Here is a 23,643-nt window from a genome sequence, read left to right as displayed (position 1 = left end):
CGCCGCGCGGCGGTGCCACAGGCTCGCTACTGTCTATGGCATGGCGATCTCAGACATTGTGCGCAAGCTCGAAAACGGCATCAACCGAGCTGGCATGAAGCGGAAAACCGAAGCCGGGTGGCAGCCCACCATCACTGGTTTCTCCGGATACGGCTCGCAGCGTCGGGTGCGGGTGCTGGCACGTGTTCTGATGGCCGATCAAGCGGTGGAACCGGCACCCACAGCCGCGCTGCCACACACGGCGCACCCGGTCCGTGACCTGCGGGACCTCAGCGATCAGGCGCAACGCGGATGGCGACAGTTCTTCACCATCCAGGTGGGTGCACTCCCCGTCACCGTCACCGTGGGCGATTCCACCGTGGAATCTACAACCGACGCCAACGGCTATATCGATGTCCTGGTCGAAGATCATGGCCTGGCACCCGGCTGGCACGGGGTGCGCATCACCGCGGAAGGTGGCCAGCCCGCCGAGGCACGGGTGCTCATCGTCGATTCCACCGCCCGGATCGGCCTGATCTCCGATATCGATGACACCGTCATGGTGACCTGGCTTCCCCGCGCCCTACTGGCGGCCTGGAACTCCTGGGTCCGGCACACCAATTCCCGCAAACCCGTGCCCGGCATGTCCACCTTCTACGCGGAGCTGCTGCGGGAGCATCCAGAAGCCCCGGTCTTCTACCTCTCCACCGGCGCGTGGAACACCTACGAGACCCTCGAGATCTTTCTGGCCAGACACCGACTACCTGCCGGCCCCCTGCTGCTGACCGACTGGGGACCCACACCCACCGGAATGTTCCGTTCCGGGCAGGAACACAAGAAAGTACAGCTTCGGAACCTCATCATCGAATACCCCGACATCCAGTGGATCCTGGTCGGCGATGATGGCCAGCATGATCCGCTGATCTACGGCGAGGCTGTCGCCGAGCACCCGGACCGCATCGCCGGCGTGGCGATCCGCCAGCTCACCCCCAGCGAGCACGTGCTCTCCCACGGCACCACTGCCGCGCTGGCCGAACCCGCTGACAGTAGCTGGCATGGGGTGCCCACCATCCTCGGCAAAGACGGGCATGAATTGCTCCAGCGATACCGGGAAAAGCCGTTTCCGCGGGTTGTTTCGGAGTGAAGGTTCCACCTCGCATCCCCTGGTGATGCCGCTGCTGACACCAGGCATCACACCGGGTAATTCAGTAGTTGTTTCAAACAACTCCCAAATTACTCAGCCCGCATAAGCACCCGAAGAATTGGTTAAATACCAGGTCAGCATAGTTGTTTGGAGTAAATTACCCAGGTAGATTACTAGCTCCTGCGGGCAAGCCCGCCAACAAACTCTCCACCAAGGCCCGGTGGTTCTCCAGTCACTTGGTGTGCACGCCTTCCACGGCCACGGCACGCGGCAGCACCCCGGATGCCGGGTGGGCCTCGAACCAGTCGAGTACCTCACCCCTCAGCCGCAGCTCCGCCATCGCCAACCCCCGGGGCGCGGCGCCGATCAGCGCCTCAGGAATCTGCCGCAAGCTGCTTTTCGACGCCCGCGAGAATGACGCCGAGCCCAAACTCGAAGATGGCGCGGTGACTGGTGATCGCCTGGTACTCCATGCCCACCGTCGAGCCCACCCGGCTTGAGATCGGGAAAGCGTGGGTCGGGGTGACCTGCTCCAATAGTGGGCCGTGAATATTCCACCAGTCCACATCCGAGATCCCCGACTCCGCCGCCAGATCTACCGCCTGAATATCATGCGCGGCATTGGCGGCGGTGTGGGTCTCGATGAGTGAAATCAGATGGTCCATGGCAATATCACCGAGCCCGGAACCTTCGACGGCCGCCAACTCCCACTCATAGCGGGCCGAGATCCCCGGCCCGATCCAGGGCCGATGTCGCTGCCCCTCGAGCAGCCAGGGATGCCGGTGGTATTCCTCCCAGAGCAGCTCCGCGATGGCACGGAGGCGGTCATTGAGGTCCCCCTCATGTGCCGGGACGCCGGCGCGGTCGACGACCTCATCGATCATCAGGCCGATCAGTTCTGAGCGACCGGGCACGTAGGTGTAGATCGAGGTCGCGGAGATGCCGAGTTGTTCGGCAACCCGGCGCATGGAGAAATTCCCCAGCCCTTCCCGGTCCGCCAGCATGATGCCGGCGTCAATGACCTGGTCGAGGCTGAACTTCTTACGCGGTCCGCGGGCGCCCTCCTCCTCCCCCAGTTGTCTGCGCCAGAGCAGGCGCAGCATGCGTGCGGGGTCAGGGGTTTCGCGTGCTTTATCTGAGGTACCGGAAGCCATATTGACAGCTTACTCCGATGGGCGTACGGTGTTTTCCACAAACTCCGAACACCGTTAATAGTTAGGTGTCAGACATGCACACCCCCATCCGGGAACCAGCCATCAAAGCCACCGATGTGGTGAAGAAGTACGGGGACACGTTCGCGCTCAACGGCTTCAACCTCGAAGTACCCCAAGGCAGTATCCATGGCCTGCTCGGCCCCAATGGTGCCGGCAAGTCCACCGCCGTCGCCATCCTGTCCACCCTGGTCCGACTCGATTCCGGACATGCCGAGGTGACCGGCATCGACGTCCGCCAGGGCGCGGAGGTCCGCCGCCGGATCGGCCTGGTCGGACAGAACGCGGCCGTCGATGAGATTTTGGGCGGCCGCCAGAATCTGATCATGTTCGGCCGACTCCTCGGCCTGAAAACCACCGCCGCCCGCACCCGAGCCGATGAACTACTCGAGATTTTCAATCTCACCGAAGCCGCCGACAAACCAGTGAGCAGCTACTCCGGCGGCATGCGTCGCCGCATCGACATCGCCGCCAGCCTCATCCTTGACCCAGCCGTCCTCTTCCTCGATGAACCCACCACCGGGCTCGATCCCCGCGGCCGCATCGACGTGTGGCAGCTGGTCTCCGAGATCGCCGCACGTGGCACGACCGTACTACTGACCACCCAGTACCTGGACGAAGCCGACCAGCTGGCCGACCGGATCTCCATCCTCAAGGAGGGGGCCGTCATCGCCGAGGGCACTCCCACCGCACTGAAGAAGCAACGCGGCGGAGAACGGGTGGAAATCACCGCACCAGCCAATGTCCCGGCCCCACAGCTCCTCGCAACACTGGGTGAATCCGCGACCCTCGCCGATGCGGAAGCCGGCATCCTCACCTACCCCGCCCCGCGCGGCACCGCCGATCTCATTGAGGTGATCCGCACCCTCGACGCCGCCGGCATCACCCCGGAAGACATCTCCCTGCGCCGCCCCACCCTGGATGAGGTCTTTCTGGCGGTCACCGATGAACCAACCAACACCCAGGAGAAGTCATGAACACCATCCGCAACGGGTGGATCCTCACCCAACGGGACCTCGCCCACTGGGTGCGCCAGCCCTGGACCCCGGTCTTCAACATGGCCTTCACCATCATGCTGCTGCTGATGTTCGCCTTCATCTTCGGCGGCTCCATCCAGCTGCCCGGCGGCGGCGACTACATCGACTACCTGTTACCCGGCATGATGGCCCTGGCCATGATGTTCGGCGTGGAGGGCACGATGACCACGATGGCCAATGACACGAAGAAGGGCATCACTGATCGTTTCCGCTCGATGCCCATCGGCGATACCGCCCCAGCACTGGGACGCATCGGCGCCGACATGATCACCTCCGCTGTTGAGCTGGCGGTGCTCTTCATCGGTGGCCTACTCCTCGGATGGCGCATGTCCGGATCCCTGGCGGGCGGACTGCTGGCCATCATCCTGCTGCTCTGGTTGCGCTTCGCCGTGCTGAGCATCGGCATCTTCCTGGCACTGACCATCGGCCGCAACGAAGGGGCCACCATGGCGGTCCAGGTGTTGGTCTGGCCCATCGGCTTCCTCTCCAATGCCTTTGTCTCCGCCGAGTTCATGCCCTCCTGGCTCGGGACTGTCGCCGCCTGGAACCCCATCTCCGCTACCGCCACCGCCGCCCGCGAGCTCTTCGGAAACCCCACCGGCCTCACGGATGGACTACTCGCAGATCATGCCGTGGCACTGGCCCTGATCTGGCCGGCCATACTAGTGGCGATTTTCCTGCCGCTCTCGGCCCGGGCCTACCGAAACCTGCGGAAGTAGGGGCTCAGAGACAGATCAGGGCTGCGCGGAAATCCAGTTCATCCAGGCCGTACCGGCCGGGGTGAAGGGTAGGTCTCGAGGATCAGGGGAATGACCCCGGAATACAGGTAATTCACTCGATTCTCGAGACCTACCCTTCACCCTTCCAAGTCGGCGACCAGTCCGACGCCGCCACTACCAGAACTACCAGAACACAAAAGTGCTGCCGCTGAGTTCACCATTGAACTCAGCGGCAGCACTTTTTGTCATTCAGGTCCCAGGCCCATTCAGACCCCAGGCCTCATTCAGACCGGCAAAGGGAGTCTTCCTCAGAACCGGAGAACTACTTGTTCTTCTTCTCCGAGGGGGCGGCGATCAGGGCTGCGGAGATAGCGGCCATGAACAGGTCCTTGGACAGCCCGGTGCCAGCCTCGGAAGGACGGATACCGTCAGCCTGGGTCATAGCTTCGTTGCGGAAGTAGATGGCCAGCAGGCCAGCGGTGAACGCACCCATGGCGGCACCGGCGATCTTGGTGGGGACGAAGGGGGTCAGCAGGGCAGCACCGATACCGACCTCGGAGTAGCTGAGGAATTTGCCGAAGGTGGCCGGGGACATCTTCTTCACGGCCGGGATACCGGTGGCGGCGAATTCCTGGACACCGGCGGCAGCCTCAGTCGGCATGCCCAGCTTGCCCACTCCGGACTGGAGGATATAAGCGCCAGAGATGCCACGGAGGATGGTGTTCGGAATGTTCATCTGTTTTCAATTCCCATTTCTTCTTGAGTTACTGAGAGATATTAGAGCTTCCCCGTTATATGCGTGGGGAAGAGCGCGGGCGTCCGACACTGGGGTCACAGGATCAGCCATTTCCCCGATCGGATCGCTACATTACCTACAATAGTGACACGTCAACCTATTTCCGACAAGGTTAGGTTCCTCACCACCCATTCGAATGGGAAATAGCGCCGGAGTCTGAGAATCAGGGAAACTCGAGCTCAATTTTCCGTGTCCTAGCTTTCAACCGCGTGATATCTATGGTTAATTAGGGGCCATGACCATCTTCTCTCGTAGCTCCTTCAAGACCGGTCTGGCTACCGCCGCCGTCGCCGCGTCTTTCGCTATTGTCGCCCCCGCCGCCGCCAACGCCGATGTCATCGATGATGCCCTGAACGCTCTGCCCTCCGGTGAGATCACCTGCGCGCAGGCAGAGGGCTATTGGACCAACTCCGCCGATTACAACGAAAAGGTTGCGTTGGCTCAGACTGTCGCCCGTTTCGATTCCCGTGGCGCCGAGATCAACGCTGCTCTGGCCCGTGTCGACGAGGCTGCCAACCGTTGTGGCCTGAAGGGTGGCGGCAACACCGCCCCCGCGCAGAACACCGCTCCGGTCAACAACACCCCCGCGCCCTCCAACAACAACGGTGGCAACACCGCCCCGGTGCAGAACAACACCGGTATTGAGGGTGCTCCGACCGTGAGCATCCCGGTCGCACCGGGCACCCCGACCATCACCGTCCCGGCTTTCAACGCCGTGAACTTTGTGATCCCGGACCTGCTCAAGATCGTCCAGGACTTCCTGGCACAGTGGGGCTTCAACATTGATCTGAGCCAGTTCGCCCCGCGCTAGACCCTAAGAACTAGAGCTCGAAATATAGCGGCGCGTGCGCTGAGCATCCCGGATTGAAGGGATGCCCGCACCCGCCGCATTTTTCTGCCCGCGAGTACTCGGCATAATCCATCTCGTGGCCGCAGACCCCACAGCGCGTGGCCTTGAGGCCGGGGGCGATAAGCATGCGCCCGAAGGGGTGAGCCGCGCCCTCCCGGTGGCATCGGAAGCACGCCCACCAATCCCCGCAGGTAGCGCAGCGGTTGGCGATGACATCACGCTCGGAATGGTAATGCGCACATCTTCCCTGCTTATCGACGCCCGTGCCACGGACCACCGCGTTCTCCTCATTCATGGCAGGTTCAGGGCTTGACGACGGCGCGGCCGTGACGCTTGCCCGCGAGCAGCTCCGCGCCCGCCGCGGCAACCTCCTCCAGGCTGAGTACCTCGGTGAAGCCTTCTAGCACAGCTGTATCAAGTTGCTCGGCCAGCAATGCCCAGGCAGCTTCACGTAGTTCCAGCGGCGCATCCACGGAGTTGATACCGATCAGCTGCACCCCACGGAGAATGAAAGGCAGCACGGTTCCCGACAGATCCGCTCCCTGAGCCAAGCCACAGGCGGTGGCCACCCCACCCCACTGAATCTGGGCGAGCGCGTTCACCAGCGTGTGGGAACCGACAGAATCGATGACCCCGGCCCAGCGTGTCTTCTGCAGCGGTTTACCCGGCTCACCAAGGGCGGCCCGATCCAGCACCTCGGTAGCGCCGAGACCACGCAGATAATCGCCGTGTTCCGCCACCCGGCCGGTCAGTGCGACCGGTGAATATCCCAGCTGATGCAGGAGATGAATCGAAATGGAACCAACTCCGCCGGTGGAACCGGTCACCAGGATCTCACCATCTTCCGGCTTCACCCCCTGACGCAGCAGCGCAGCCACCGAAAGTGCAGCGGTGAAACCAGCGGTACCGATGGCGGCCGCCTGCTCAGCATTGAAGGTCTCCGGCAGACGGATGGCCGAGTCAGCGCTGATACGAAGTTTCTGGGTGTATCCACCGTGACGGCTCTCCCCCAGCCCAGCGCCGTTGAGCACCACCTGATCACCGGCCTGAAAACGCTCGGAATCGGACTCGAGGACCGTACCCACAACATCAATGCCAGGGATGATCGGCAGGTTCCGGACAATACCGGGGTCAGCCGCCAGCGCCATCGCATCCTTGTAATTCAGGCTGGAATAGGAGACCTCAATGAGCAGGTCACCCTCCCCGAGAAACTCCTCGCCAACCTCCTTGACTTCAGTGCTGGCCTTGCCGGATTCATCCTTATTCACAATGAGTGCGTGTGTCATGCGTCCGAGTGTAGGTGGGTTCTGTGGCATTTACCGGTATGAGGATGCGCTCCCCGGGGAACGGAAACCGGGAGCCTCTCGAACAAGCAGTCTCATGCCTAACGCAGCTTGTCCTTATCTCAGGTTAATCTTCAGCCAAGCTCATACCTTTTCGAGCGCCGACAGTTAACCAAGACAGAGGAACCTGAAGTGTCCATCGAACAAGCCATCACCTCCTTATCCACTCGCATCCGCGAACTCAAGCCGTTGATTGAAACCGAGGAGGCTACCAAAACTGCGTTCATCATCCCGTTCATCAGTACGGTCCTCGGATATGACGTGACCGACCCTCGAGAGGTCATTCCGGAGTACACCGCCGACGTGGGAGTGAAGAAGGGTGAGAAAGTCGATTTCGCCATCAAATCCGGCACAGACTTCCACTTCCTGATCGAATGCAAGAAAATCGGCGAACCCCTCCATCTGGACCATGCCAATCAGCTGGTCAGGTACTTCAACGTCACCGACACTGAGTTCGCGATTCTGACCAACGGCGAGGTATATCAGTTCTATGCCCAGCTCGACGCCGCCAACCGCATGGACGAGAAACCCTTCATGACTCTCGACCTCGGCAACGTTGACCCTCGGCATTTCCCCCATCTGGAGATGTGCACCAGAAAGCACTTCAACCCAGAAGCGCTCGCAGCAAACGCGGAAGAGCTGAAGTACATCGCGGAGCTGAAGAAGATCATTGCGACCCAATTCCAGGAACCTGATGCCGACTGGGTCAAACTGCTTGCTGCCCAAGTCACCGCCAAGAGAATGACCGCAGCAAACATGGAATACTTCACCCGACTGGTGGGCACCGCCGCATCGCAGTACCTCAAGGACGAAGCCAACCGGAGACTGAAGTCCGCCCAAGACTTCGACGAGCCCAGCATCCCGGCACTAACCGCACCGGCACCCCAGGAGAATGAAGAACTTCCCGAGGAGGAAGCCCCGGTCAGCGACATCAACACCACCGAAGAAGAAATCCACGGTCACACCATCGTCCGGGCCATAGGTTGTTCCGAGGTTCCGGCCACTGAAATCTCCATGCGGGATGCAAAATCTTATTGCGCGATCTTGTACCAGGACAATAACCGAAAGCCTATTGCCCGCTTCTACTTCGACCGCAAGGTGCCCCGCATCGGGATCTTCGATGAGGATCGTCAGGAGCTCTTTTTCGATCTCGCCGAAATCGAGGATATCTATCAGCATTCAGAGCTGCTACGTACCCGGATTCGGTCATTACGGGACAACTGACCCAAATACCCCTGCAACGCGATTCCGCCGCTGCCCTATATACAGAGACCAGTGTCCGCCCGATCAAGCTGATGGCGTTGCATTCACACTGGCCGGGACGGATGGAAACCAAGCCTTCGCCTGCTGATTGCGAAGCAGGTCCCTCCGGCCCGGAACCTGCGCACACATCGCGCAGGCTCCCAGGATTAAAGCTCTCCACCTTCACCCTCAGGCCAACACGTCCCGGAATCCCCTGGCTCAGTCACCCTGATTCACCTTGACCGTCCCCAGCGCCAACCGGCCTTGCCTCAGCCAGCGACGCGGGGAACTGAGCGCCCGCCAGGACACCCGCACCACACTGCCACCGTCAATGAGTATCCGCTCCCCTGGCCGGAGCCTGAAACTCAGATCAAAGTCATCATGGACCGTTGCGCTCAGGTGCACCCTCCCGGAAACTTGCTCCCACCAGCTTCGACGCATCGCCATATTGGACCCCCACAGTGCTGCATGCCCCAGCGCAGCCCCGGCACAGCCGCGGTAGAGGGCGATGTAGCCAAAGCCAGCCAGCTTGCCGATCCATCCGGAGTGATAGCCGAAGTGCGGGACCCCAGAGACGGCGACTACCTTTCCCCCGGCAATCCTCAGGGCTTCAAGGTGCCCCTCAATCCAATTCATCGGGAGGAGACTGTCCGCATCGCAGCGCAAGATCACCTCGCCCCGGGCAGCGCCATAGCCCGTGGCAGCCGCAAAGGGAATACCTTTCCGCACTTCCTGAATCAATGTGATGGGCAGCCCCGGGTGTGCAGCGAGAACCTCACGCAGGCCATCGACGGAGCCATTATCCACGACAACAACCTCACCAGGCAATAAAGAGCCCGCCTCAAGAGAATCGAGACAGGCATCAAGCAGTAGCGCATCGTTCAGAACCGGAATAACCACACTACAATACATCTGGAAAATACCTCTCCTACCAGCCCCTTTGAAAAAGTATCCAGGAAAATCCCCTGGAACTGCCCATCAAAATCAGGCCCCGGAACAGCAGAGACGGCCCGGACATTCCGCAGGAAACTTCCGATGTTTCACGTGAAACATTGCCTCTTCGATAGGTAATACGAATAAGGTAGCAATAAAATTATAACAAGGGTAATATGACGCAGAACACATTGTTAAGTGATTTAAGGATCCCACAATGGCCACATCGATCGACCCCCACTATCTGAGCGCCGAACCCGCCTTCCAGGTCGAGTTCTTCGACGCCCCCAAGGTCCCGACCATCGTCCAGAAGTTCAAGGACTTCCCGATGGCCGAGATGACCGCCGCCTTCGACAGCACTCTAGAAGCGCTCTTCCCCCACCTGAAAGCTGAGGGCATTTCCCGCACCGGACCAGTGTTCGCACTGCACCACAGAATACCTGGCGAGACCGCGAATTTCGAGATCGGTGTGCCGGTTGATAAACCCCTCAAGAGAAATGTGAAAACGGACTCCGGAGTCACGCTGAAACACTCTTTTCTGCCGGGTGGCCGAGCAGCCCGCATCTCTGTTCTCGGCGGATACGACGGCCTGAGCAGCGCTTGGGACACCTTCGTTAAGGCTGTGATCCGCGAAGGGAAAATGGCGGATCTCCCACTCTGGGAAGTCTATGTGGCTGTCTCATCCCCAGATAGCAAAACAGGCAACCTACGGACCGACCTCTATACGAGTATCTCCCACGATCACCGTCACTAACCCAGGCGGCCACTGGGAAACCATCTGCAGACTCATCCAACCCATCCAAAAGGTAGCGTGGCGAAGGTCAGATATTCTCCCCTATTTTAAGGATCCCGACATGGCTGAATCCGCTCGATCTCCTAAGTCCACTTACCTCCAGGCAGAAGCAACTTCCCAGGTCGAGTTCTTCGAGGCTGAAGAGATCTTGACCGTGGTTCAGAAGTTCGACAACCTCCCGCTGTCTGAAATGGGTGGCGCTTTTGACAGCACCTTCGGTGCCCTCTTCCCTTTCCTGGCAGCCCAAGGAATCACGCCCACCGGCCCCGCGTTCTCTCTCCACCATGAGATGCCCAGGGAGAACGCCACCTTCGAGGTGGGGATCCCGGTCAATCAGCCGCTGCGTGAAGCCATAATCACTGAGTCCGGCGCCACCCTTGAATCCTCAACCCTGCCCACTGGCCGAATTGCCCGCGTCTCCAGCATCGGAAGCTACGACAATCTGGGCGAATCCTGGGGTGCCTTCATGAAAGCGATCGGCGATGCCGGCGAGCATCCCGAGCTCCCCTTCTGGGAGGTCTACGTCACCGAACCCGCCCCGGAGACTGACCCCGACACGCTCCGGACCGATCTGTATTGCCCGGTTTCCCACTAGACGGTTTCCCACTAAAATTCCCCGGATTCCCCGCTCCGCATGATGCTGGAGCTGGAGAGTGGAGCGGATCTGGTGTGGGTGTCAGTTCACCGCATCGTCGACGTATACCGAGCGTCCGGCGAAAACTCCCGCCACCGCCTGGACCGCCACGATCCCGATGATCACCCAGATCACCACGTCCCAGCCGCCGGTGAGGTCCCGGAGCGCACCAGCGCCGACCGGTCCGAGCGCGGACATCGTGTATCCGGCAGTCTGTGACATTGCGCCCAGTGCGGCGGTGCCTTCAGCGGTGCGGGTGCGCAGCATCGCCAGGGAGAACCCCACCCCGGTGGCGGTACCATGCCCGATGCCGAAACAGATCGCCCAAACCACCCAGGTCGATTCTGGGGCGAAGAGGATCCCGGCCAGTCCGATACCGAGAAAGAGCGAACCGCTGAGAGTCGCCCACACCTGGGTATGAGTTCGCGCCACCAGAATGGACACCACCAGTGCAAAAGGAATAGCGGCGAAGTTGACCACGGTGAGCACGTTTCCGCCGAGGTCACCGGAAGATCCACGGTCCTGCAGCATCGTCGGCAACCAGCCGTTGACGGTGTAGAAAAGCACGGAGAGCACGGCGAAGTAGATGGTCACGGACCATGCCAGCGGGTTGCTCCACAGCTTCGACAGGGCTGCGGTGGGTGGGGAGACGCCCGCCGAAGTTTTCGCCGGCACGCCACGCAGGTGTGGCAACCACAGGGGCACCGCCACTAAAAGCAGGATCGCCCAGCTCAGCAACGCCACCTGCCAGGAACCGGTGGCCCGGGCGATCGGCAAGGTGCCGGCCGCCGCCAGCGCCGGCCCCAGGTACAGGGAGACGGTGTAGATACCCATCAGCGGTCCGGCACGATCTGGATAGCGCGACTTGATATAGGCCGGGAGCAGCACATTTCCGATGGCTATCGCCAGGCCGATCACCGCCATCCCGAGGAACAGCACCGCAGCAACCGGTACCAGCCGGATGGCGAAACCGATCCCCAACAGGATCATGGAGAAGAGGATCAGCCTGCCCGTCCCGAATCTTCGTCCCCAGCGCGGCACCTGCATGGAAAAGCAGACAAAGGCCAGCAAGGGCACGGTCGTCAGTAGCCCAGCGGCGGTGGCCCCGAGTGTGAAATCGGAGCGGATCTGCGGCAGCACGAAGGCCACGGAGGTGATCGCGGCACGGAGATTCAGTCCCACGAAGAACACCCCGAGCAGGGCAAGCAGCATGCTGGGGCGGTGTGGGGTGCCGGTCGTCCGGTCAGTCATGGGCCACCTCAGGTGCGGATCAGGTCAATGGGGTCATCGACACCCTACTCAGCTTCGCTGGGGTTCACATGCCTTATCGACGCCCGTCTCACCCGGCGCCGGTCATGACCTGTCCGGGATTAGGCTCGGGAGGAGAACGCCGATCCCTAAGGAGCCATCACATGCCCATCATTCAGGTCACCCTCGTCGAAGGCCGCGAAGACGCTGTCGTGGAGAACTTCATCCGTGAAGTCGCCCAGACCGCCTCCCGTGCCCTCGATGCCCCGCTCTCCTCGGTGCGCGTCATGGTCACCACCGTCAAACCGAATCACTTTGCGGTGGGAGACACGCTCAAGAGCGAGTAGGACAGCGGTGTCTGGCACAGCTGTGCCAGACCGCGGCGTCGATAAGCGCCCCAGCTTGCTGAGCAGTGTATTTATCCTCACTGATAGTTAACCCGAACGGTGGCCCCGTGGCGGCGGGGAACCTATCTTGGAGAGCATGATCGCAGCTGCCAGACTCCGCCTCCCCGCCACCCTCGCCGTAGCCGGACTGGTCCTGAGCGGCTGCACGCTGCCCTGGTCCTCGGATCCGGTTGATGAGTTCATCGCAGCCTTCAATGCCGGCGATGATGCCAGCGCCGCCGCGCTTTCCGATGACCCCGATCTGGCCACCGAGGATCTCACAGCGCTGCGCGCCGGCATCGGTGCTACCCAGATCCAGCTGGCCGCAGGTGAGGAGACCGAGGGGATCACCGCTATCAACGCCACCTGGACCGTCCCCAATGGCGATCAGGCGGAAACCTCCGGTCAGGCACTGGTCTCGGAGCAGGATTCCTCGCTCATCGACTGGAGCAAACAGGTCTTCGCCACCGAACTCACCGCAGACAGCACCGTCTCCTACTCCGATGACCGTGACTTCACGGTGCCGGTGACTGATCGCAATGGCACCGATATCCTCGCCTGGACCCCGGTCACCGTGGTCTCCGCAGGCCCGGAACAGATTCCCCTGGCCCCGGAGATCGCCGCTGCGGTCCAACCGGTGGTGCCGCAGGCCACCGCTGAATCCATCACCGCCGCCCTTGAGGCGGGTGAAGGCGAAACGGTGGGCCTGTTCACCCTGCGGGAGGAAGACTTTGAGCAAGTCAGCGGGGCGCTTGAAGCACTCGGGGAATTGTCCTTCCGGGAGGACGGCCAATTGCTCAGCCCCAATCGCGATGCGGCCTCACAATTGGACGGCGGGCTGCGTGAGTACTGGTCCGAGAAGATCACCGCTGATGCCGGCTGGACCTTGAGCGCTGGTTCACCCTCAGCTGAATTCATCCTCGGCCAAGCTGAACCAGCCACGACAGCGCCGATCCGCACCACCATGGATCTGGGGGTACAGACCGCGGCGAAACGGGCTCTGGAATCGGTGGAGCAACCTGCCACCATCGTGGCGATGAGTACCTCAACCGGCGGGGTGATCGCCGTGGCGCAGAATGGGGCTGCCGATGAGCTCGGTCCAATCTCGTTGACCGGGCTCTACCCGCCGGGTTCGACCTTCAAGACGGTGACCACCGCCGCGGCCCTCGGCCGGGGCATCGTGACCCCCGAATCGCAGGTGCAGTGCCCCGCCAGCGCGGAAATCGATGGCCGGGTGATCCCGAATGACAGTGACTTCGAGCTCGGCGAGGTTTCCATGACCGAGGCCTTCGCCCAGTCCTGCAACACCACCCAGGGTTTCATCTCCCAGGACCTGGCACCGGCCGATATGAAGAATACCGCCCTCAGTCTCGGCCTGGGCGTGGATTTCACCGCACCCGGAATGACCACGGTCACCGGTTCCATCCCGGAGACCGAACCCGGTGCCGCCCGCGTGGAGGCCGCCATCGGTCAGGGCGAGGTCCTGGCTTCCCCCTTCGGGCTGGCCGTCATGGAGGCCTCACTGGGCAACAACGGCCAGATGGTCTTCCCGAATCTCATCCAGGGCGAGAAGACGGAAGCTGATCAGCAACCCGCCCCCCTGGATCCGACGGTGGTGGCGCAGCTGCGCGCCATGATGGCGGAGACCGTGAACTCCGGCACCGCCAGCAGCCTCTCCGATATTGCCGGCCTGGGCGGCAAGACCGGCACCGCGGAAACCAGCAGCGGTCCGGCACACGGGTGGTTCGTCGGCATTCTCGGTGACCTGGCCTTTGCCACCTTCATTGAGGGGGCTGATTCCTCGACCCCGGCGGTAGAGGTCAGCGGTACTTTCCTGCGGGACTCGACAATGCGGGAATGGCGTTAGGCAGCACGCTTATCGACGCCGCGCGGATCGCGGCTGCCGGCCGCGGTGGGCGTCGATAAGCGCAGGTGTATTAGAGCTGGCTGACCGCGGTGTCGCCGTCCCGGAAGGCCAGGAGCTTCTTCTTAGGCAGCTGCTCACGGCCGGCCATCTCGACGAGGACATCGGCAACCAGCTCACGGGAGGTGTAGTCCTCGGAGGGTGTGCTGGGGTTATCGTCGATGACCTCTGCCCCGCGGGCGGGATCCTCGGACAGGATGCAGGGGCCGAGAATGAGGTAGTCCAGGCCCTCGGTGGCCAGCAACTGTTCATCCACCGCCTTCTTCGCGGCACCGTAGACGCTCATGCTGTCCCCGGGAAATTCGATGGACCGGGAACCGACGAAGGAGACCATCAGGTAGCGCGGTGCCTTCTTGCCGGCACTCTCCCCCAACCGGACCGCCGAGTCCACCGAGGCGCTGGCGGCATCGCGGTCCACCGCAATGGTGACCTCGGGGCCGGCCTTGCCGCCGTTGCCGGCGGACCAGATCACGACGTCGAAGGGGGCCTGCAGGACATCCCACTGTGCTGGGCTGAGTGTGGTGACATCAGCCACCAGCGGGGTTGCACCCAAGGCTTCAATGTCAGCGCTCTGGTTCGGGTTGCGGATCAATGAGGTGACCGCGTGCCCCGCCGCCACGAGCTTCGGGGCGGCGAGCACAGCGATCTTGCCGTGCCCACCAATGATCAGAACTTTCTTTTTCAGAGCAGAGTGTGTCATGGCCCCACCCTAATGACCTTCCCGCCGCCTCGCAGCAGCGGCGCCCGGCCAGAACGGGACTCAGGCCAGTTTGGAGTAGAGATGCTCCGGCCGGCCAGAGCTGCCATAACGCAGCCGCACCTGCACCACACCTTGACTGGCCATCGAAGCCAGTCGTCGCTGTGCCGTCGCCCGGGACACCCCGGTGCGCTCCGCCACTTCAGCAGCCGACAGCTCACCCTCACCCAAAGCCTCGAGCATCAGCTGTTCCGTCGCCGAACTGGCGGCCACCATACTGCCGCTCTGGCCGTGGAGGATCGACATCGCCTGATCAATCTTTTCCTGGCGCAGACCACGCTTGCCGGCCAACACATGGCGGAAACGCGCGTAGCGGTCCAGCCGATCAGCCAACAGCTGCCGCTGGAAAGGCTTGACCAGATAGCCCAACGCACCGGCGTGCAGAGCACGGCGGATGGTGGCAGCCTCATCGGAGGCACTGAGCACGAAGGCGTCCACCCCAAAGGCGCGGATGAGTTCGATGCCGTCCCCATCAGGGAGATAGAGATCGACCAGCAGCAGATCCGGCAGGTTCGCGGTCATCATCTCGTGTGCCTCGGCAACACTCCGGGCAGTGCCGTGCACGGTGAAACCGGGTGCCGACTCAACAATCTCGGCGTGGATCCCGGCGACGCGGAAATCATCGTCGACTACCAGCACTGACCAACTCCGGTCCATCAGTTCTCCTCTGCTTGATAATTTTCTCCGGCTACCGCCTCATCAACGGCAGCCATGACACCGGGCAGTTTCGCCCCAAAGACCGCACCCCGGCCATTGTGTTCACCACCGGGATCGATCACCCAGAGCTCCCCGCCGCGGCGGCGCACCAGGTCCCGGGACAAGGCCAGTCCCACACCGAGACCGTGAATCCGATCTTCTAATTCAACTGTGTCAGACGCTGCGGCGGAGCTGAAAACATCCACACCCACAGCGATACCCGGGCCGGAGTCAGCCACCACCAGCACCAGATCCATTCCCTCATCCATCGCGGTAACCTCCACCAGATGAGGCTCGGGGGACTTGAGCGCTGCGGTGATGGCGTTGTCCACCAGATTCCCCAGCACGGTCGCGGTGTCCTCCACACCCTCAATCTCACCGAGCACCAGGGTCTCATCGCGGATCTGCAGGATCACCCCACGTTCACTGGCCTCAATGGACTTCGCCCCGAGGAAGGAGTGTAGGAAGGGCTCCGCGAGGAACTCGCCGCCTTCCAGGGGGTAGTCCACCGGGCCACGGTCACGCATGGTGTGCAGGAAGTCCGTGGCCTCTTCCATTCGGCCAGCTTCCACCAGGCCAGCGGCCACGTGCATCCGGTTGGCGAATTCATGGCGTTGCACCCGCAGTGCCGAGGTCAGCGCCCGGATCGAGTCAAGGCGTTCACTCAGGGCCATGATGTCGGTGCGATCCCGGGCAATGATCACCGAACCCAGACGGTGACCTCGATGCTCCACCGATCGGGCATCAAGGTAGAGCACCCGACCCCTCACCACCACCCCGTCCCGGGCCCGACCATTGCGGAGGTCGGTGACCACATCCGCCGAGAGTTCCAGCTCGTCCAAGGGCGTTCCCTCCGCATGTACCAGTCCGAACATCCGTTCAGCTTCACCATTGGCCACCCGGATCACGCCCTCCTCGTCCAGGGCGATGACTCCTTCGCCGACGCCATTGAGCACCGCAGCCTGGTTCTGCACCATGCTCACCAGCTCTTCCGGTTGCACTCCGAGGGTGAGCTGTTCCCAGCGGCGTTTCAGCAGTAGCGCCGCCCCGGTGCCGATCAGCAGGGCGAGCACCGCGGTGGCGGCGATGGCAAAGAGCATGCCGGGCAGATCATCGAAGACCCCGGCGCGCTCAAAACCGACGCTGACCTCGCCGACCGGCTCCTGGGTATCAGGTGCGAAGATCGGTACCTTTGCCCGCGCGGAGGCCCCCAGCGTGCCGGACTCCCAGGCGGTGGTCTCTCGACCTGCCAGAGCTTCGGCATAGCTGGTGCTCACCAGTTCGTCCAGGCGATCCTCCTCCGGGTGTGCCAGACGAGTTCCCTCCGAGTCGACAATGACCACGAAGAGCGCCCCGGTACTTTCGGTGGCACTGAGGGCGAACTCCTGGAGGTATCCCTCAGCCAGTACCTGTGCGGTAGGGTTCGTCGGCGCGGTAGCTTCCTTGGCCACCTCTGTCCGGACCACCGGTTCGGCGGCGACGGTGCGTGCGATCGACAACGCTGCCGATTCCGCCTCCTGTCGGAGCTGCAGGACCGCCAGTCCGGCGTACACCGCGGTGCTGACTGCGACGACGGCGACGACGGTGAGCAGTTGCAGCAGAAGTACCCGGGTGGCAAAGCGCATGATCGAGGCCTGGTCCTTTCTGAGGGGCGGAGCTGAGCAGATTCTGGCTTGACTGCGCGGTGTTCAAGGAGTGCGGAAGCCGCTCCGGCCATCACCCTTCCAACTGCGGAAAGTTATTGTCTCGGAAAGCGTCAGCGGCATCAGTTCAGCACAACCCGTCACCCGGGACAAGCTCACTGCGCTAAATGAGCAGAAGTGCGTAAATGCACAGTAGGTGAGGGAACGCACTGAACGCTAGGACAGTGACAAGCACCACTTTAGACTGACCCCAGCCTTTCGGAACACTCACCAGAGCTGCTCCACCACAGGAATCCCCCAGCGGAATCCACCACAGGCAGCTCAACCGAAGCTTTGAACCAAGGAGTCAGGATGCAACCGCCCACCACCGCGCTACTCGCCGCCGAGTACGCATTGAGCCACACCCCCTCAGACGGCATTCTCGTCGCTCTGGGATTCGCCATGATCCTCACCTTCATGACCTTGATCATGATCGGTCGCATCACCCCGCTGGTCGCCCTGATCCTGGTGCCCACCATCTTCGGCCTGATCGCCGGCGCCGGCCTGGGTATGGGCGATATGGTCATGGACGCGATCAAGGAGATGGCACCCACCGCCGCACTCCTGATGTTCGCCATCATGTTCTTCGGCATCATGATCGATGTCGGCCTCTTCGATCCGTTGATCCGCAGAATCACCCGCACCCTGGGCAATGACCCCGCCAAGGTCGTGCTTGCCACCGCCGTGCTGGCTGGTGTGGTCTCCCTCGATGGTGATGGTTCCACCACCTTCATCATCACCACCTCCGCTATGCTGCCGATCTACCTGCGCCTGGGCATGAGCCCGGTGGTGTTGACCGTGGTCGCCGGCCTGATCAACGGCACCATGAACATTGTTCCCTGGGGTGGCCCGACGGTTCGTGCCGCCGCAGCACTTGGTGTGGATCCCTCCGATATCTTCGTGCCGATGCTACCCTCCCTGGCAGTGGGCATCGTGGTGGTCTTCATCTTCGCCTGGTTCCTGGGTCTGGCCGAGCGCAAGCGCCTCGGCGGCTCCGTTGACGCCTCCCGCTTCGGTGGCGAGACCGGTGGCGAGACTGGTGGCGCCGGCACCACCCCGCGCGGCCCCCGTGGCTCCAAGCGCGGCAACTCCGATGATGTCACCCCGGGTGGCGGCGGCGTGCTTATCGACGACCGCGAGGCCGCCAAGGCCGTGGACCTCGAGCACATCTCCCTCAACGAGGACACTGAGTCCGCCATGACGGACACCATGCTGGACCCGCACCGTGCCACCCTGCGCCCGAAGCTGATCTGGTTCAACCTGGCACTGACCATCGCCGTGATGATTCTGCTGGTCGCCGATATCTTCCCGCTGGCCTTCGTCTTCATGGCCGGTTCCGGCATCGCCCTGGCAGTGAACTTCCCGAAGATCAAGGACCAGGCCACCGAGATGCTGGCCCACTCCTCCTCCATCGTCGGTGTGGTCTCGATGGTGCTGGCTGCCGGCGTGCTGGTCGGCATCCTCAACGGCACCGGCATGGTTGATGCGATGGCTTCCTGGATCACCCAGATCATCCCGAACTCCATGGGTTCCTACCTCGCGGTGATCACGGGTCTGCTGTCCATCCCGATGACCTTCTTCATGTCCAATGACGCCTTCTACTTCGGTATCCTGCCGGTACTCTCCGAAAGCGCCGCCACCTTCGGCATCGAGCCGGTGGAGATGGCCCGCGCCTCGATCACGGGCCAGCCGGTCCACATGCAGTCTCCGCTGGTGCCGGCAATCCTGCTGCTGGTCTCCCTGGCACATGTGAACCTCGGCGACCACCACAAGAAGGTGCTCTGGCGTGCCGTCCTCGTCTCCCTGGTGATGCTGGTTGTCGGCGTCCTGGTGGGCTCCATTCCCTTCGCTGGTTAACACATCCGGCTGATCTCACCCCCTCCTATGAGGGACATTCGCCGGGCGCTGCAGTTACTGCAGCGTCCGGCGAATTTTTGTGATCCCCGAGGTACTTGCGGTAGCTCACGGGACTCCATATGCTCAACTTCAAGGACCTTAAAAATTACCTCTCACCTGCGGAATCATTGATTCTGCTGAGGGGTTCCCAAGGAGTCACACCATGAAGGCCTTCGCTTTCCAGCATTACGGCTCAGAATTACAGGAAGTTGATCTCCCTGAGCCGGTGATCCAGCCCCATGAAGTACTGATCAGGGTCACCGCCGCCAGCGTGAACCACGTCGATGAGAAGATCCGCCGTGGTGATCTCAAACAGGTGGAGAAGTTCACCCTCCCCCTGGTGCTGGGGGCGGAATTTTCCGGCGAGGTGGTGTCCACCGGTGCTCAGGTCGCCCGCTTCACACCGGGCATGCAGGTCTTCGCACTTGCCGATCTACGCAGGATCGGTGGCTTCTCCGAATACGCGGTCATTGATCATCGCCTGCTCGCCGAAGTCCCGGACTCCCTGGACACGCTCTCAGCCGCCGCCCTGCCGCTGGCCGGATTAACCGCCTGGCAGGCGCTGGTGGAGATGGGCGGGCTTCGCCCGGGGCAGAAGGTGCTGATCCACGGTGGTACCGGCGGCGTGGGCTCGGTAGCCATCCAGCTAGCCAAGCATCTGGGCGCCCGGGTGACCACCACGGTCAGTTCCAAGAACATCAACTTCGCCCGGGAATTGGGGGCGGACAATGTGATCAACTACAGCAGTGAGGATTTCGTCTCCCAGCTGACCGGGATAGATCTGGTGCTGGATACCCAGGGCGGGATCACTCTGAAGAAGTCCCTGCAGGTGGTGCGGCAGGGAGGGCTCATCATCGGCCTGGTTTCCCCGCCGGATCCGGCCTATGCCTCCCAGGTCGGTGCCAATGTCGCCACCAAACTGGCGATCCGTGCCATGAGCTCCCGGGTCCGGCGACAGGCCCGGCACGCAGGTGCTGATTACCGCTTCCTGTTCACCCGGCCTGAGGGACAGCAGCTGCAATCCATCGCCAAGCTGGTGGATCAGGGCGTGCTGCGGCCCATCGTGGACCGCGTGCTCCCCTTCGAACAAACCCCGGAAGCACTGCAGGCCCTGCTCCACGGTGGTTTCCGGGGAAAAATCGTGGTGAGCCACGGGGATCGGCCTTAAACTCCGGCCGGCGTCTTCGCCACAGGTTCGCTACCTGTGCTTATCGACGCCGCGTCCACCAGCGTGGGCCGCAACAGCAGCATGGCGATCCCGATCACCAGCAGAACACTGGCCTCGTGGACGAGCATGCCGATCGACATGGTCACCCCGCCGAAGAGCACGCCGGCCAACAGCACCGCCACCGTCGCCAGCGCGATGGCGATGTTCACGCGCATGGTGCGCACCGTACGGCGGGCCAGGCCCAGCGCATAGGGCAGGCGCGGCAAGCGGTCCGCCATCAGGGCGATATCCGCGGTCTCGATCGCGGCGGGGGAACCAGCGGCTCCCATCGCCACCCCGATATCAGCCTGTGCCAGCGCCGGGGTGTCATTGACACCGTCCCCGACCATGGCCACGGTCAGTCCCTGGGACTGCAGTGTCCTGACCAGTTCCAGCTTGCCCTCGGGCATCATCTCGGCGTGCACTTCATCCAGGCCGAGCTCGGCGGCGACAGTACGCGCGACCCGCTCGGCATCGCCGGTGGCCATGATGACCTTGATGCCCTTCTCCTGCAGTGCCTTGATAGCGGCGGGGGCATCGGCACGAATGGTGTCGGCTACTGCGATGATGCCAATCGCCCGTCCGTCCACGCCGACATACATGGCGGTCTTTCCTTGTTCATTCAACGCCAGGAGCTGCTCGGGGGCGGGGTCGTGCGCAAGCAGCTCGGCGGAACCAACCACAACCACCGCATCATTCACCCGGGCCCGGATACCCTTGCCCACCACAGGTTCGGCGTGTTCCACCAGCTCCACCACCAGCCCGCGCTCCTGCGCGCCCTTGATGATGGCTTCTGCCAGCGGGTGTTCGGAGGCGGTCTCGGCGCGGGCGGCGAGCTGCAGCACCTCGTCCTCGCGCCAGACGGGGTCGAGCACCAGGACGTCGCTCAGCACCGGGCGGCCATTGGTCAGGGTGCCGGTTTTATCCACCACCACGGCATCTACCTTGGCGGCGGTCTCGAGGTACTCGCCACCCTTGATGAGGACGCCATCCTTGGCAGAACGGCCGATACCCGCGACGATCGAGACCGGGATCGAGATGACCAGCGCGCCAGGGCAACCGATGACCAGAAGGGTCAGCGCCAGTTCCACATCGCGGCTGAGCAGACCAACCAGCAGGGCCGCAACCATCACGCCGGGGGTGTACCAACGGGAGAATTTCTCCAGGAAGGTCTGGGTTTTTGCCTTGTCATCCTGGGCGTCCTCGACGCGGTGGATGATCTTGGCCAAGGTGGAATCCGCACCGATACCCACCGCCTCTACGCGGAGCATTCCCGAGCGCAGCCAGGTGCCGGCGAAGACCTCGGAGCCCTCGGACTTCTCCGCAGGAAGAGACTCACCGGTGATGCTGGCCTCATCCACCCCACCATGACCGGCGATCACCCGACCATCCACCGGGACCTGTTCGCCATTGCGCACCAGGACAAGGTCACCGGGCACCAGCTCCCAGATCTCCACAGTTTCCGGCTCCCCCTCACGGAGCACGGTAGCGGTTTCGGGCGCGGAATCCACTAGATCACTGAGTGCCTTGCGGGTACGGTTCATGGTTGCCTTCTCCAATGCCTTACCCAGGGCGAAGAGGAAGGTGACGGCCGCAGATTCCCAGAAGTTGGCCAGGAAGAGCGCCCCGACGGCGGCGACCACGACCAGCAGGTCAATCGAGACCATCCTGATGCGCAGCGCCTGCCAGGCGGAGATGGCGATCGGGTAGCCGGCGATGACTGCGGCGGTGATCATGAAGAGATCTGCCGCGGCACCGGCGTACTGGACGTCGAATGCGCCGACGATCCAGGAGGCGATGATGAGCACTCCGGAGACGGCCACCACGCCCCAGGTTCTCCAGGTTTTCATGGTTCTTCCTCTTTCTTGTGATTCTCACATTGTGGTTCAGTGCTGCTTTCAACTGACACCTCTGAATTTAAGCTGGATCCCGCTGAGGTTCCTTGACCCCGATCAAAGACCGCTGAGCTGTACTGATACAGGCGTTATAGAGACAAATCAGCCTGCCTCCGTAGGGCTGATACGGAGGCAGGCTGGGCGCTGATGGAGTTAACTGACAAGAATCAGAAGGCCGAGGGCTTGGCGGTGTAGCCGACCTCCGCCACCGCATCAACCAGGTCACGGATGCTGACCTTGGCCGGGTCATGGGAGACCAGGATGCGGCTGGAAGAGAACTTCACCTCCGCAGCTTCCACACCATCCATGCCATTGAGCTTGTTCTCAATCTTGGCTACACAGCTCGGGCAGGAAAAACCTTCCGCCCGGAGGGTGGTCTGTTTCAGGGTAATGGGAGAGCTCATGATGCTCAGATCCTTTCAAGGAGGGTGCTGCTTTTCGCTGACACCTCTGACCCTAAGCCGGTGTTCGCCTCCCTTCCTTGACCTGGATCAAAGAGCCCTGAACAGGTGCTACTCCTCGGTTGAGAGCGCTTCGAGCGCTCCCGGGTCCAGGACCGACACCCACTCCCGGCCGGAGTCGATCAACCCGTTCCGCTTCATCCTCGACATGGTCCGGGAGGTGGATTCCAACGTGGTGCCGGCCATCCCCGCGATATCATCGCGCCGCAGCCGCACCTGCAGCAGGATGGCCCCATCGGCCTGCCGCTGCCCGAGCTTCAACGCCAGCTTCTGGAGAACCGCAGCCACCCGCTGCTCCACGGTTCGGGTGCTTTGCCTGATCTCCCGCTCCCGGGCCTGCGCGAGTCTGCCCTGCTGCATCCGCAACATCGCCAGTGCCACGGGCGGATAGTTCTCCACCACCTCTGCCAGCGCATCCGCCGGCAGGAAGAGGGCGCAGGTGGTCTCCATCGCCCAGGCGGAATCCACCGCCTGTACTACTTCAGTGTGCACCGGCCCAATGATGTCGCCCGGCGCGGCGATATCGACGGTGATCTCGCGACCGTCGGCAGTGTCTCGGGTGATTCGGGCCCGCCCGGAGGCCACCAGATAGCTACCGGTCGATTCCTCCCCGGCTAGCAGGATCGGATCTGCTTCCGCCCAAGCCCAGGCGCTGAGGTGGCCATCGAGGTCAAGGTGCTGTTCCGGCGTGAGATCCCTGGTGAGGGCGGAGCGTGCCAGCACCTTCATGCGAACCTCCATCGAACACTGATGCGGGTGCGCACAATTGGGACGAACCGGATTCTGGGACATAATCCCATGTTATCCGGT

24 protein-coding genes are annotated in these 23,643 nt (G+C 62.4%); 11 read left to right on the top strand and 13 right to left on the bottom strand.

The window, feature by feature from the left end:
* Positions 1–40: 40 nt before the first annotated feature.
* Positions 41–1,123, top strand: a complete 1,083-nt coding sequence (locus ACTU46_RS09255) for an App1 family protein (protein WP_443381149.1) — start codon at positions 41–43, stop codon at positions 1,121–1,123.
* A 232-nt stretch (positions 1,124–1,355) separates the two neighbouring features.
* Here ACTU46_RS09255 and ACTU46_RS09250 read toward each other — a convergent pair whose 3' ends face one another.
* Positions 1,356–1,514, bottom strand: a complete 159-nt coding sequence (locus ACTU46_RS09250) for a DUF3322 domain-containing protein (protein ID WP_443381148.1) — start codon at positions 1,512–1,514, stop codon at positions 1,356–1,358.
* Positions 1,498–2,277: a TetR/AcrR family transcriptional regulator gene (locus tag ACTU46_RS09245; protein ID WP_443381146.1), complete on the bottom strand. Its 780-nt coding sequence runs from the start codon at positions 2,275–2,277 to the stop codon at positions 1,498–1,500. Before ACTU46_RS09245 ends, ACTU46_RS09250 begins: the two co-directional genes overlap by 17 nt.
* 74 nt (positions 2,278–2,351) lie before the next feature.
* Here ACTU46_RS09245 and ACTU46_RS09240 point away from each other — a divergent pair, with 74 nt between their 5' ends.
* The gene (locus ACTU46_RS09240; protein ID WP_443381144.1) at positions 2,352–3,311 is read left to right on the top strand and encodes an ATP-binding cassette domain-containing protein; all 960 of its coding nucleotides are present in this window, start codon (positions 2,352–2,354) and stop codon (positions 3,309–3,311) included.
* Positions 3,308–4,090 carry an ABC transporter permease gene (locus ACTU46_RS09235; protein ID WP_443381142.1) on the top strand — a complete coding sequence of 261 codons (783 nt, stop codon included), beginning with the start codon at positions 3,308–3,310 and terminating at the stop codon, positions 4,088–4,090. Before ACTU46_RS09240 ends, ACTU46_RS09235 begins: the two co-directional genes overlap by 4 nt.
* A gap of 322 nt (positions 4,091–4,412) precedes the next feature.
* Here ACTU46_RS09235 and ACTU46_RS09230 read toward each other — a convergent pair whose 3' ends face one another.
* The gene (locus ACTU46_RS09230; RefSeq protein ID WP_443381140.1) at positions 4,413–4,826 is read right to left on the bottom strand and encodes a hypothetical protein; all 414 of its coding nucleotides are present in this window, start codon (positions 4,824–4,826) and stop codon (positions 4,413–4,415) included.
* 295 nt (positions 4,827–5,121) lie between these two features.
* On the opposite strand from ACTU46_RS09230, the gene ACTU46_RS09225 reads away from it, so the two are divergent.
* On the top strand, positions 5,122–5,697 hold the full coding sequence (locus ACTU46_RS09225; RefSeq protein WP_443381138.1) for a hypothetical protein: 576 nt from the start codon (positions 5,122–5,124) through the stop codon (positions 5,695–5,697).
* A 10-nt stretch (positions 5,698–5,707) separates the two neighbouring features.
* Here the strand turns inward: ACTU46_RS09225 and ACTU46_RS09220 are convergent, their stop codons facing one another.
* Positions 5,708–6,031 carry a CHY zinc finger protein gene (locus ACTU46_RS09220; protein ID WP_443381135.1) on the bottom strand — a complete coding sequence of 108 codons (324 nt, stop codon included), beginning with the start codon at positions 6,029–6,031 and terminating at the stop codon, positions 5,708–5,710.
* Between the two features lie 7 nt (positions 6,032–6,038).
* On the bottom strand, positions 6,039–7,022 hold the full coding sequence (locus ACTU46_RS09215; RefSeq protein WP_443381134.1) for an MDR family oxidoreductase: 984 nt from the start codon (positions 7,020–7,022) through the stop codon (positions 6,039–6,041).
* Between the two features lie 189 nt (positions 7,023–7,211).
* Here ACTU46_RS09215 and ACTU46_RS09210 point away from each other — a divergent pair, with 189 nt between their 5' ends.
* On the top strand, positions 7,212–8,303 hold the full coding sequence (locus ACTU46_RS09210; protein ID WP_443381132.1) for a type I restriction enzyme HsdR N-terminal domain-containing protein: 1,092 nt from the start codon (positions 7,212–7,214) through the stop codon (positions 8,301–8,303).
* A gap of 237 nt (positions 8,304–8,540) precedes the next feature.
* On the opposite strand, the gene ACTU46_RS09205 is transcribed toward ACTU46_RS09210, so the two are convergent.
* The gene (locus ACTU46_RS09205) at positions 8,541–9,233 is read right to left on the bottom strand and encodes a glycosyltransferase family 2 protein (RefSeq protein ID WP_443381129.1); all 693 of its coding nucleotides are present in this window, start codon (positions 9,231–9,233) and stop codon (positions 8,541–8,543) included.
* A gap of 238 nt (positions 9,234–9,471) precedes the next feature.
* On the opposite strand from ACTU46_RS09205, the gene ACTU46_RS09200 reads away from it, so the two are divergent.
* Together ACTU46_RS09200 and ACTU46_RS09195 are read left to right on the top strand one after the other, a co-directional pair.
* Positions 9,472–10,008 carry a GyrI-like domain-containing protein gene (locus ACTU46_RS09200; protein ID WP_443381127.1) on the top strand — a complete coding sequence of 179 codons (537 nt, stop codon included), beginning with the start codon at positions 9,472–9,474 and terminating at the stop codon, positions 10,006–10,008.
* 100 nt (positions 10,009–10,108) lie between these two features.
* A complete protein-coding gene (locus ACTU46_RS09195) occupies positions 10,109–10,642 on the top strand; it encodes a GyrI-like domain-containing protein (RefSeq protein WP_443381125.1) in 534 nt (177 codons plus the stop codon).
* Between the two features lie 81 nt (positions 10,643–10,723).
* On the opposite strand, the gene ACTU46_RS09190 is transcribed toward ACTU46_RS09195, so the two are convergent.
* Positions 10,724–11,932 (bottom strand): CynX/NimT family MFS transporter, encoded by a 1,209-nt coding sequence (locus ACTU46_RS09190; RefSeq protein WP_443381122.1) that lies wholly within the window; start codon positions 11,930–11,932, stop codon positions 10,724–10,726.
* A 161-nt stretch (positions 11,933–12,093) separates the two neighbouring features.
* Between ACTU46_RS09190 and ACTU46_RS09185 the strand changes: the two genes are divergently transcribed.
* Both ACTU46_RS09185 and ACTU46_RS09180 read left to right on the top strand, forming a co-directional pair.
* Positions 12,094–12,276 carry a tautomerase family protein gene (locus ACTU46_RS09185; RefSeq protein ID WP_443381120.1) on the top strand — a complete coding sequence of 61 codons (183 nt, stop codon included), beginning with the start codon at positions 12,094–12,096 and terminating at the stop codon, positions 12,274–12,276.
* Positions 12,277–12,412: 136 nt separating this feature from the next.
* Entirely contained in the window at positions 12,413–14,182 is a 1,770-nt protein-coding gene (locus ACTU46_RS09180) for a penicillin-binding transpeptidase domain-containing protein (RefSeq protein ID WP_443381117.1), read from the top strand.
* A 70-nt stretch (positions 14,183–14,252) separates the two neighbouring features.
* Here ACTU46_RS09180 and ACTU46_RS09175 read toward each other — a convergent pair whose 3' ends face one another.
* The 3 genes from ACTU46_RS09175 to ACTU46_RS09165 are packed head-to-tail and all read right to left on the bottom strand — an operon-like array spanning position 14,253 to position 17,317.
* Positions 14,253–14,939: an NAD(P)H-binding protein gene (locus ACTU46_RS09175; RefSeq protein WP_443381115.1), complete on the bottom strand. Its 687-nt coding sequence runs from the start codon at positions 14,937–14,939 to the stop codon at positions 14,253–14,255.
* A 60-nt stretch (positions 14,940–14,999) separates the two neighbouring features.
* Positions 15,000–15,653, bottom strand: a complete 654-nt coding sequence (locus tag ACTU46_RS09170; protein ID WP_443381112.1) for a response regulator — start codon at positions 15,651–15,653, stop codon at positions 15,000–15,002.
* Entirely contained in the window at positions 15,653–17,317 is a 1,665-nt protein-coding gene (locus ACTU46_RS09165) for an ATP-binding protein (RefSeq protein ID WP_443381109.1), read from the bottom strand. Before ACTU46_RS09165 ends, ACTU46_RS09170 begins: the two co-directional genes overlap by 1 nt.
* Positions 17,318–17,686: 369 nt before the next feature.
* Here ACTU46_RS09165 and ACTU46_RS09160 point away from each other — a divergent pair, with 369 nt between their 5' ends.
* The gene (locus tag ACTU46_RS09160) at positions 17,687–19,231 is read left to right on the top strand and encodes a CitMHS family transporter (RefSeq protein WP_443381107.1); all 1,545 of its coding nucleotides are present in this window, start codon (positions 17,687–17,689) and stop codon (positions 19,229–19,231) included.
* Between the two features lie 202 nt (positions 19,232–19,433).
* On the top strand, positions 19,434–20,438 hold the full coding sequence (locus ACTU46_RS09155; protein WP_443381104.1) for an NADP-dependent oxidoreductase: 1,005 nt from the start codon (positions 19,434–19,436) through the stop codon (positions 20,436–20,438).
* On the opposite strand, the gene ACTU46_RS09150 is transcribed toward ACTU46_RS09155, so the two are convergent.
* The 3 genes from ACTU46_RS09150 to ACTU46_RS09140 form a co-directional block, all read right to left on the bottom strand.
* A complete protein-coding gene (locus ACTU46_RS09150) occupies positions 20,435–22,327 on the bottom strand; it encodes a heavy metal translocating P-type ATPase (protein ID WP_443381101.1) in 1,893 nt (630 codons plus the stop codon). The two genes, ACTU46_RS09155 and ACTU46_RS09150, sit on opposite strands and share 4 nt — an antisense overlap.
* A gap of 212 nt (positions 22,328–22,539) precedes the next feature.
* On the bottom strand, positions 22,540–22,776 hold the full coding sequence (locus tag ACTU46_RS09145) for a heavy-metal-associated domain-containing protein (protein ID WP_443381098.1): 237 nt from the start codon (positions 22,774–22,776) through the stop codon (positions 22,540–22,542).
* A 108-nt stretch (positions 22,777–22,884) separates the two neighbouring features.
* Positions 22,885–23,553 carry a Crp/Fnr family transcriptional regulator gene (locus ACTU46_RS09140; protein ID WP_443381288.1) on the bottom strand — a complete coding sequence of 223 codons (669 nt, stop codon included), beginning with the start codon at positions 23,551–23,553 and terminating at the stop codon, positions 22,885–22,887.
* Positions 23,554–23,643: the final 90 nt, after the last annotated feature.

The sequence above is a fragment of the Corynebacterium sp. A21 genome (genome assembly GCF_052266655.1).
Lineage (GTDB): Bacteria > Actinomycetota > Actinomycetes > Mycobacteriales > Mycobacteriaceae > Corynebacterium.
Note: the sequence above shows the minus strand (reverse complement) of the source record. Positions and strands in the feature narration are given on the sequence as shown.

Excerpts from the sequence above, each read along its gene's own strand:
- ACTU46_RS09255 (WP_443381149.1), top strand. The coding sequence starts at position 41 with ATGGCGATCTCAGACATTGTGCGCAAGCTCGAAAACGGCATCAACCGA.
- ACTU46_RS09245 (WP_443381146.1), bottom strand. The coding sequence starts at position 2,277 with ATGGCTTCCGGTACCTCAGATAAAGCACGCGAAACCCCTGACCCCGCA.
- ACTU46_RS09240 (WP_443381144.1), top strand. The coding sequence starts at position 2,352 with ATGCACACCCCCATCCGGGAACCAGCCATCAAAGCCACCGATGTGGTG.
- ACTU46_RS09235 (WP_443381142.1), top strand. The coding sequence starts at position 3,308 with ATGAACACCATCCGCAACGGGTGGATCCTCACCCAACGGGACCTCGCC.
- ACTU46_RS09230 (WP_443381140.1), bottom strand. The coding sequence starts at position 4,826 with ATGAACATTCCGAACACCATCCTCCGTGGCATCTCTGGCGCTTATATC.
- ACTU46_RS09225 (WP_443381138.1), top strand. The coding sequence starts at position 5,122 with ATGACCATCTTCTCTCGTAGCTCCTTCAAGACCGGTCTGGCTACCGCC.
- ACTU46_RS09220 (WP_443381135.1), bottom strand. The coding sequence starts at position 6,031 with ATGAATGAGGAGAACGCGGTGGTCCGTGGCACGGGCGTCGATAAGCAG.
- ACTU46_RS09215 (WP_443381134.1), bottom strand. The coding sequence starts at position 7,022 with ATGACACACGCACTCATTGTGAATAAGGATGAATCCGGCAAGGCCAGC.
- ACTU46_RS09205 (WP_443381129.1), bottom strand. The coding sequence starts at position 9,233 with ATGTATTGTAGTGTGGTTATTCCGGTTCTGAACGATGCGCTACTGCTT.
- ACTU46_RS09200 (WP_443381127.1), top strand. The coding sequence starts at position 9,472 with ATGGCCACATCGATCGACCCCCACTATCTGAGCGCCGAACCCGCCTTC.
- ACTU46_RS09195 (WP_443381125.1), top strand. The coding sequence starts at position 10,109 with ATGGCTGAATCCGCTCGATCTCCTAAGTCCACTTACCTCCAGGCAGAA.
- ACTU46_RS09190 (WP_443381122.1), bottom strand. The coding sequence starts at position 11,932 with ATGACTGACCGGACGACCGGCACCCCACACCGCCCCAGCATGCTGCTT.
- ACTU46_RS09185 (WP_443381120.1), top strand. The coding sequence starts at position 12,094 with ATGCCCATCATTCAGGTCACCCTCGTCGAAGGCCGCGAAGACGCTGTC.
- ACTU46_RS09180 (WP_443381117.1), top strand. The coding sequence starts at position 12,413 with ATGATCGCAGCTGCCAGACTCCGCCTCCCCGCCACCCTCGCCGTAGCC.
- ACTU46_RS09175 (WP_443381115.1), bottom strand. The coding sequence starts at position 14,939 with ATGACACACTCTGCTCTGAAAAAGAAAGTTCTGATCATTGGTGGGCAC.
- ACTU46_RS09170 (WP_443381112.1), bottom strand. The coding sequence starts at position 15,653 with ATGGACCGGAGTTGGTCAGTGCTGGTAGTCGACGATGATTTCCGCGTC.
- ACTU46_RS09165 (WP_443381109.1), bottom strand. The coding sequence starts at position 17,317 with ATGCGCTTTGCCACCCGGGTACTTCTGCTGCAACTGCTCACCGTCGTC.
- ACTU46_RS09160 (WP_443381107.1), top strand. The coding sequence starts at position 17,687 with ATGCAACCGCCCACCACCGCGCTACTCGCCGCCGAGTACGCATTGAGC.
- ACTU46_RS09155 (WP_443381104.1), top strand. The coding sequence starts at position 19,434 with ATGAAGGCCTTCGCTTTCCAGCATTACGGCTCAGAATTACAGGAAGTT.
- ACTU46_RS09150 (WP_443381101.1), bottom strand. The coding sequence starts at position 22,327 with ATGAAAACCTGGAGAACCTGGGGCGTGGTGGCCGTCTCCGGAGTGCTC.
- ACTU46_RS09145 (WP_443381098.1), bottom strand. The coding sequence starts at position 22,776 with ATGAGCTCTCCCATTACCCTGAAACAGACCACCCTCCGGGCGGAAGGT.